The organism is Streptomyces sp. (assembly GCF_019510245.1).
GTDB lineage: Bacteria > Actinomycetota > Actinomycetes > Streptomycetales > Streptomycetaceae > Streptomyces.
The window spans coordinates 98,852-105,982 of record NZ_JAEKKT010000121.1 but is presented as its reverse complement, the minus strand read 5'-3'; the positions used below and the strand labels follow the sequence as shown (position 1 = coordinate 105,982).

The 7,131-nt window shown below is 69.9% G+C and carries 7 protein-coding genes and 1 pseudogene; all 8 read left to right on the top strand.

What is annotated here, in order from left to right; all coding sequences use genetic code 11:
* Window positions 1–142 precede the first annotated feature (142 nt).
* The gene (locus JF597_RS11880) at window positions 143–892 is read left to right on the top strand and encodes a hypothetical protein (protein WP_293992840.1); all 750 of its coding nucleotides are present in this window, start codon (window positions 143–145) and stop codon (window positions 890–892) included.
* Between the two features lie 60 nt (window positions 893–952).
* Complete coding sequence (locus JF597_RS11875) at window positions 953–1,225, top strand: NlpC/P60 family protein (protein ID WP_293992837.1); 273 nt, start codon at window positions 953–955, stop codon at window positions 1,223–1,225.
* The gene (locus JF597_RS11870; protein ID WP_293992835.1) at window positions 1,222–1,848 is read left to right on the top strand and encodes a hypothetical protein; all 627 of its coding nucleotides are present in this window, start codon (window positions 1,222–1,224) and stop codon (window positions 1,846–1,848) included. Before JF597_RS11875 ends, JF597_RS11870 begins: the two co-directional genes overlap by 4 nt.
* Window positions 1,824–3,233, top strand: a pseudogene (locus JF597_RS11865) (ATP/GTP-binding protein); the annotation flags it as partial. The gene JF597_RS11870 and the pseudogene JF597_RS11865, both read left to right, overlap by 25 nt.
* 658 nt (window positions 3,234–3,891) lie before the next feature.
* Complete coding sequence (locus tag JF597_RS11860; RefSeq protein ID WP_293992834.1) at window positions 3,892–4,614, top strand: hypothetical protein; 723 nt, start codon at window positions 3,892–3,894, stop codon at window positions 4,612–4,614.
* A gap of 88 nt (window positions 4,615–4,702) precedes the next feature.
* Window positions 4,703–5,137 (top strand): ATP/GTP-binding protein, encoded by a 435-nt coding sequence (locus JF597_RS11855; protein ID WP_293992832.1) that lies wholly within the window; start codon window positions 4,703–4,705, stop codon window positions 5,135–5,137.
* 83 nt (window positions 5,138–5,220) lie between these two features.
* Entirely contained in the window at window positions 5,221–5,865 is a 645-nt protein-coding gene (locus JF597_RS11850) for an SAF domain-containing protein (RefSeq protein ID WP_293992844.1), read from the top strand.
* The gene (locus JF597_RS11845; protein ID WP_293992829.1) at window positions 5,865–6,674 is read left to right on the top strand and encodes a hypothetical protein; all 810 of its coding nucleotides are present in this window, start codon (window positions 5,865–5,867) and stop codon (window positions 6,672–6,674) included. The genes JF597_RS11850 and JF597_RS11845 overlap by 1 nt, the downstream gene beginning before the upstream one ends.
* The last annotated feature ends 457 nt before the right edge of the window (window positions 6,675–7,131 follow it).

Here is a 7,131-nt window from a genome sequence, read left to right as displayed (position 1 = left end):
ACCCGCCCCCTCACACCACTCGGCTGCTCGAACTCAGCCCACCACGATAAGAACCACACCCCCACAACCCCACCCCCCAACCACACACCGGGAACCACCAGACCCCACCCCGTACCCGTTCATACCCCCACCCCGGCCCGCCGTGTGCTGTGCCGTACCAGTAGGCAACGCCATCAGCGCCTACGTCGCGCTCAAGACGAACGCGGACACCGGCGGGATCGCTGAGGGCGGCAGCGCCGCAGACATCCCGCCGCGCATGCTCACCGCCTACAAGAAAGCCGTCCAGCAGGTCGGCACCTATGTGCCCAAGTGCCAGGGGATGCGCTGGCCGATCCTCGCCGGAATCGCCAGAGTCGAGTCGAACCACGCCATCGGCCACACGATCGCCGAGAACGGCGACATCCGCCCACCGATCTACGGCGTACTCCTCAACGGGTCCGGCCAGGGCGGCAACACGGCCGTCGTCGCGGACACCGACCACGGCCGCTGGGACGGCACAGCGAACGGGGAACGCGCGGTCGGCCCCTTCCAGTTCCTGCCATCCACGTGGGCGTCGATCGGCGAGGACGGCAACGGCGACAAGGGCGCCGACCCGCAGAACGCCGACGACGCCGCGCTCGGCGCCGCGGTCTACATCTGCGGAGCCGGCCGTGACCTCACCCAGCGAGCCCAGCTCGAGGCGGCGCTGCTGGAGTACAACGACTCCAGCGCGTATGCCGCCGACGTACTGGGCTGGATCGACCAGTACACCGCGGCCGCCAAGGACCCCGATCTGAGAGGCGTCTCCGGGACCGTCCGTACCGTCCTTGAGGCGGCGCTCTCCCAGCGGGGCGTGCCCTATTCGTGGGGCGGCGGCAACGCGAGCGGCAAGTCGTACGGCATCTGCTGCTAGCCCAGCGGCAAGAGCGGCGCGACCATCGAGGGCTTCGACTGCTCGGGGCTGACGCTATACGTGTACGCCCGGGCCGGTATCACCTTGCCGCGCACCGCGGCCACGCAGGCCGGTGCCGGCCAGCGGATCCCCGCGAGCCTTGGTACAGGCGCCCTCAAGCCAGGCGACCTCGTCTTCTTCGCCTACGCCCCCGGGCGCGACTCCACGATCTACCACGTCGGCATTTACGCGGGCAGCGGTCAAATGATCAACGCCGCACGGCCGGGCACCGTCGTACGGCTGGACTCGGTGAATGCGATGTCGGGCTATGCGGGGGGAGCACGGCTGCTGTGACCACTTCCCCACGCTCCCCGCGTTGGCTGCTGCTGAGCACCGCTGTGCTCGCCGTCACAGGCATCGCCCTGCTGAGCGGATCGCACGGCCGGCAGGCGCCGGTCCCGCAGGCGGCGTCGACCACACAGCCCCCCACGCAGTCGGCGGCAGCGCCACCTGCCACAGGCGGGACGCCCGCCCGCACGACGCCCGGCACACCGGCACCAGTCTTCGCGTCCGTTCTTCCCCCGCACGGCGAGGGCACGGCAGGCGACGCGGCCGTGCAGCGGTCCCTGGAGAGGGCCTGGCCCGCCGACCTTCCCGTCGGCGACGAGCGCCAGTTGCTTATCGCCGGGCGAGCACTGCTGCGTGCGGACGCCACCGGAGTCGGCCGGTCGCACTGGCCGGACGTCTTCCCCGGCTCGGGCCAGGCGGTGGCCCCGGTTTTCGCCACCGCCCGCTTCCGCATCCAGGCGGCGATCGCCCGCCGCGACGGCAGCCCTGGCAAGGCAGTGGTCCACCTGGTGTGGGCCGGTACAGACCGCGGCGGCACTTTCACCGACCTCCGCATCACCGACTTGCACTTCACCCGCACGACGTCGAAGAAAGGAGCAGCGACGTGGACTCCGCAGCCCCGAATCTGACGGGCCAAGCCGATCCGACAGCTGCCGGTCAGGTACCGGGACTGGTGACCGGCCTGGCCGGCGCCGCCGACTGGCTCTACGACCACTGGTACCTGCTCGCCCTGGCCATCGCCGTGTGCTGGGGCGCCGGCGAGATGGCGGCCCGCTGGCTCGCTGCGCGTGCCTCCACCCAGCGGATGGCCCTGGAACTCGTCGCCTCACGGCACTTCGACCCGGGCCTGGAGGAGATCTTCAGGCGGGGGGTCCAGCTCGCCCGCGCGTCCACGGCCATGCCCTGGTGGGCCCCGCGCCGCTCGAAGGCCGTGCAGATCCGGCTCCGCGCCGACGGCAGTGCGCCGCTGCGCTACCGCATCGAAGGCCCTGCGGGCGGTCAACGGCTCTTGTCGATCACCCCGTTCGGACCGGACGTCACGGTCCGCAGGGCTCGGCCGATCGCCGACAAGGAGCGTAAGCACACGGTGCGGGCCGAGTTCATCCTGCGGGGCAAGCCCACTGCCCCGCTGCGCGAGGTGCCGCTGAACCCCGACCCCCTCCAGCCGCTCGTGGATGCCGTCTCCGACCTGCGCGCCGAGCTCGGCGACCTCGCCGAGATCCGGCTCGGCATCCAGCGCGCGCCGAAGTGGGTGCTGCGGGCTCGCAGGATGCAGCTCATGGGCGCCGCGCGCCGTGCGGAACGCCGAGAGGCCCAGCGGGCCGCCCGCTGGCTGCGCCAGGACGCCGCCGGCATCGAGGACTCCATGGCCTGGCAGCTGCGGCAGCTCCTCAGCGACAAGCCGCCTGCCTCCGGCCGGCGGCTCGTGATGCCCCCCGTGCCGCGCCGCGTGGATCCGGTGGTGGCCCTGGGCAAGCTCGCTGAGGACGACCACCTGGTCCGCGTTCAGCTGCTGGTGATGTGCGCCTCGAACACCGAAGGCCGTGCCCACGCGCGCCTGGCCCAACTCCAGGCTGCCTTTGATGTGTTCGGGGGGCGCTCGCGATGGGCCATGCGCGGCTGGAGGCTGGGGCCGTGGCGGATCGGCGCCGACCGCTGGCCCACCCGGCGCAGTTTCGAACGCCGCTGGAATCTGGGGCACTGTCAGCCGCCGCGTCCGAACTGGGTGCGGCTGGAGGAGCTGACGGGCCTGCTCAAGCCCCCGACCGTGCACTGCCGTCTGCCGGTACTCGCCGGTGACCTGCCGACCTTCGAGTTCGGCAGGCCCGACTTGCTCCTGCAGGGCATCTACCGGGGCCCGGACGGCCGTGAGCGGCTGGTCGCCACTTACGCCGAGGAGACCCTGTTCGAAGTCGGCGTCGGCAAGGCCGGCGGTGGCAAGACCGAGCGGGCCCTGGCGCAGGCGATCGGCTGGGCGCATGCGGGCCAAGGGCTGGTCTTCGTCGACCCGCACCTGTCACCGCCTTCCTCACCGCACACTCCCCTGCCGGCGCGACGAACGCTCAGATGCCGCAGAAGAAGGATCAGGAGTACTTCTGACCACTGCCCAGCTCAAGGACCCTGACGTCGCTGGCCCTACGCCCAGAAACACACGGATGCCATGCCCACCGAAACCCCCTGTGATTTACTCGCGCGAAGGGAGTGTTTACCATTGCACGGTCTCGCGATCGGCCAGAATTTCCCAAAGGGGACGGAGCTTTGAGGGCGCTGGGTGGCACGCTGGCAGGCAGACTTCGCAAAAGGAAAGGTTACCGACCCGCGCAGACCCCGGTGTCGTACGCCAGCGGCTCCTGCGTCATCAGCGGAGGCCTTGGACTGGACGACCTCAATCAGGGCACCACCGGTTCCCCGGCCAGCGGGTCAACACGACGGCCACGTGATCACTGTGTGCCCCGCACTGTCGTCGGCGCAGGGAGCACCCACACCGCTCGGCCGCGCAACCCACGGCCTCACTCCACCCCGTAAGCGGCGCAAGGCCGTGCTGGGCGGACGTCGTAGCACCGGAGTCCCGCTGCCGAGACTCAAGCCGGCTTCCGGTGCTGGTTGTGACCAGATACGTCCCGAGTTGGCTCGCGTCAACTCAAATAACAGGATGAGGAGTTGGGAGGCATATGCATAGCCTGGCGATCTCGAACGCCCAGCACCGGCGCTTCACCCGGCCGAAACACCAGGCCGCCCCCCGGCGAGCCCCAGAGGCGGCCGGCCGAACCGACTCGCTCGCATGGGGAGTTGATGTGAGAGCCACACCACGACGCTTATCAGCGCACAGCTCCGCCGCCCGCGCCCGCAAGCACGCCGCTGCGCTGGCCCTCTCCACCAGTCTGCTGGCACTGGTCGGCTGCAGCGGCAGCGGCGATGCGGCGTCAGCCCCCTCCTCCAGCGCTGCCCGGCAGGCGTCCTCACCATCGCCCAGTCTCAGCGTCAACGCCGAAGACGCCGCGGTCATCGCGGCCTACACCAGTTCCTGGGACGCGCAGACCAAGGCCTACAGCAAGGCCTCCTCCGCTGGCACCGACCTGAAGAAGACCACCACCTTGAGGGCGCTGCTCGACATTGAGCACGACCTCTCGGTCATGCGGAAGGCCGGGCAGGTGACAACCGGCAAGCCGGTGATCAATCCGAAAGTCGTCAAGGTGACCGGCGCAAAGATTCCCGAGGCCACGGTCACGGACTGCGTCGACACGACGCACTGGACCCTGATCGACAAGTCCTCGAAGGAGAAGGTCCCGCTGCCCACGACGCGGCTCGTCAAATACGTCAGCACCGCAACACTTCAACAGTGGGGGACGAGGTGGATGGTCACGAAGTTGACCGCTCAAGAACAGCCCTGCTGATCCGGCGCCTTGCCTCGCTCACCAGTGCTCTCGCCCTGGCTTCGGCAGGCGTCGCCTACGCCGGCGGCGGCCCCGACGTGGGTGTTCTATGACGCTGCGCGGCCCGGACATCGCCAGCCCGCGCGCGGCCGGAAAGTACACCGTGGGTGTCCCGATGTGGATGTGGGTCAACCAGAGCGTCACAACATACGGACCGAACACGGCGTCGGCTACCGCGGGCGGGGTCACCGTCGCAGCGACCGCGAAGGTGTCGCGGATCGTGTGGACGATGGGCGACGGTTTCTCCGTGACCTGCAATGGTCCCGGCACGCCCTACACGTCGTCCGATGTCATGGGCCCGTCGCCGACCTGCGGACACGTGTACTCCAAGACCTCGGCCGGTGCCGCAGGCGGCAAGTTCCCGGTGACCGCGACCTCGACGTGGACGATCAACTGGGAGGGAGGCGGACAGACCGGCCAGCTCACCGAGGCCCGGCAGACCCAAGTGCAGGTGGCTGTCGGCGAAGTACAGGTCGTCAGGTAGGCGCCGGGAGGGACAGAACGGTGAGCAAGACACAGGAACCGATAGACACAGCCAACCCGAACGAAGTCTTCCAGCAGGGGCGCGTGTCCGGACCGGTGGCTCCGCCGCGGGTATCGGCTCGCAGGCGACGGCCAGTGGTCATCGCCCTGTCTCTGGCACTGATCGCCGCCGGAGGCGCCGGAGTTGCCGTCCTGCTGCTCCAGGTCGGCAACCGCACCGACGTCGTGACCGTAGTCCGGGACGTCCAGGTCGGCCAGGTGCTGACCGAGGACGACCTGGGCAAGGCGTCCGTGGCGCTGGACCCTGCGGTCAAGGCGGTGCGCGCCGACAATCTGAAGTCGGTGGTGGGCAAGCGAGCCGCCGTGGAGCTCAAGCCGGGCTCTCTGCTGGCCTCTTCGCAGGTGACGAGGGATTCACTGGTGAAGGCCGGGGAGCAGTTGGTGCCGATCGGCTTGGAGCCCAAGGAGATCCCGGCCACCGCTCTGGTGCCGGGCCAGAAGGTACAGCTCGTGCACGTCCCGGCTCAGGGGGCGACGGAAACCGGCAACGGCTCGAATGCTGCGCCGCGGACGATCGACGGCCGGGTCGTGAAGGCGTCCGGGGCCGCTCCCGGTACGGGCATCGTGGTCGTCGACGTGGCTACGGCCGCCGCCGAGGGACCCACGGCCGCCGCGTGGGAGTCGGCCGGCACCCTGCGCCTGGTCCTCGCTGCTCCGGACGGCAACTGATGGCTGTGATCGCGCTCGCAGGTTGCAGCGGCGCACCCGGCGTGACCACGAGCACGCTGGCCCTGCTGCTGTCGTGGCCACTGGAGGCGGGCCGCAAGATGATCCTGGCCGAGTGTGACCCGGACGGCTCTGCCGTGCTGCACGGCCTGCTGCAGGGCACACTTGGCGACCAGCGCAGCCTCCGCAACCTCTCTGTCGCCGCCAGAATCGGGGTGTTCGGCGAAGCCTTCTGGCGGCAGCTGATCGACCTGGGCAGCGAGGACGGCCCGCCGTGGGAGCGGCTGCTGCTGCCCGGTATCACCGACCCCGCACAGGCGGCGAGCCTTGGCCCGGTCTGGAAGACCCTCGCGCAGATGCTGCGCGGCATCGAGGCGGAACACGACCATGACGTCCTGATCGACCTCGGCCGACGCGGAGCGTACGGGCCCTCGGGAGTGCTGGCCGAGCAAGCGGACGCCACCTTCGTGGTCGTCCGCAACACCCTGCGCTGCTTGCAGGCAGCCGAGGGACGGGTACGCGAGCTGGAAAACCGTGTCGGGGACATCGGCCTGGTGATGATCGACGAGGGGCCGTATCCCGCAGGTGAGGTGCAGCGTGTGCTGCAGGTCCCGGTGGTGGCCACCTTGCCCTACGCACCAAAAGACGCTCGCGTACTGTCCGACGGCGCCGAACAACCGCGCCACTTCACCAGGTCGCCGCTCATGAAGGCTGCCCGCGCGGGCAGCAGCGCGCTGGCTCAACGGGCCGCCCTACGCCGGGCCCGTCTAGTTCCGCGCGCAGCAGGCGGGGAGGTGTCACATGCGCGGTAGGCCCCTGCACGCCAACCCCATCGTCGCGCCGCCGTCCCAGGAGCGGGTCCACCAGCCAAACGGCACGTCCGTACCTGCGGGCGCTGGCGCAAGTACGCACGCTCTCGGAGCCGCAACTGCGCAGGTCACCGTCGACTACCGGGTGGCCCGGGACATTGCGTCGCAGGTCGCCAGGCAGCGCGAGGAACTCCTCAAGACCAAGCCCGATATGGACCGGGACAGTGAAGAGCAGCGCTGCCTGAACTGGATCGCCGAGGCGGTTGCGCTGTGGTCGGATGCTGAGGCGATGACGCCGCAGCAGGACCAGGCCCTGCGTCGCGCCGTGTACGACATCCTCTTCCGCGCCGGCCGGCTCCAGCCGTACCTGGACGACGAGCGGGTCGAGGACATCATCATCCAGGGCCCGCACGAGGTGTGGCTCGACTACGGCGACGGCGAACGCCGCCGGGTCGGCCCG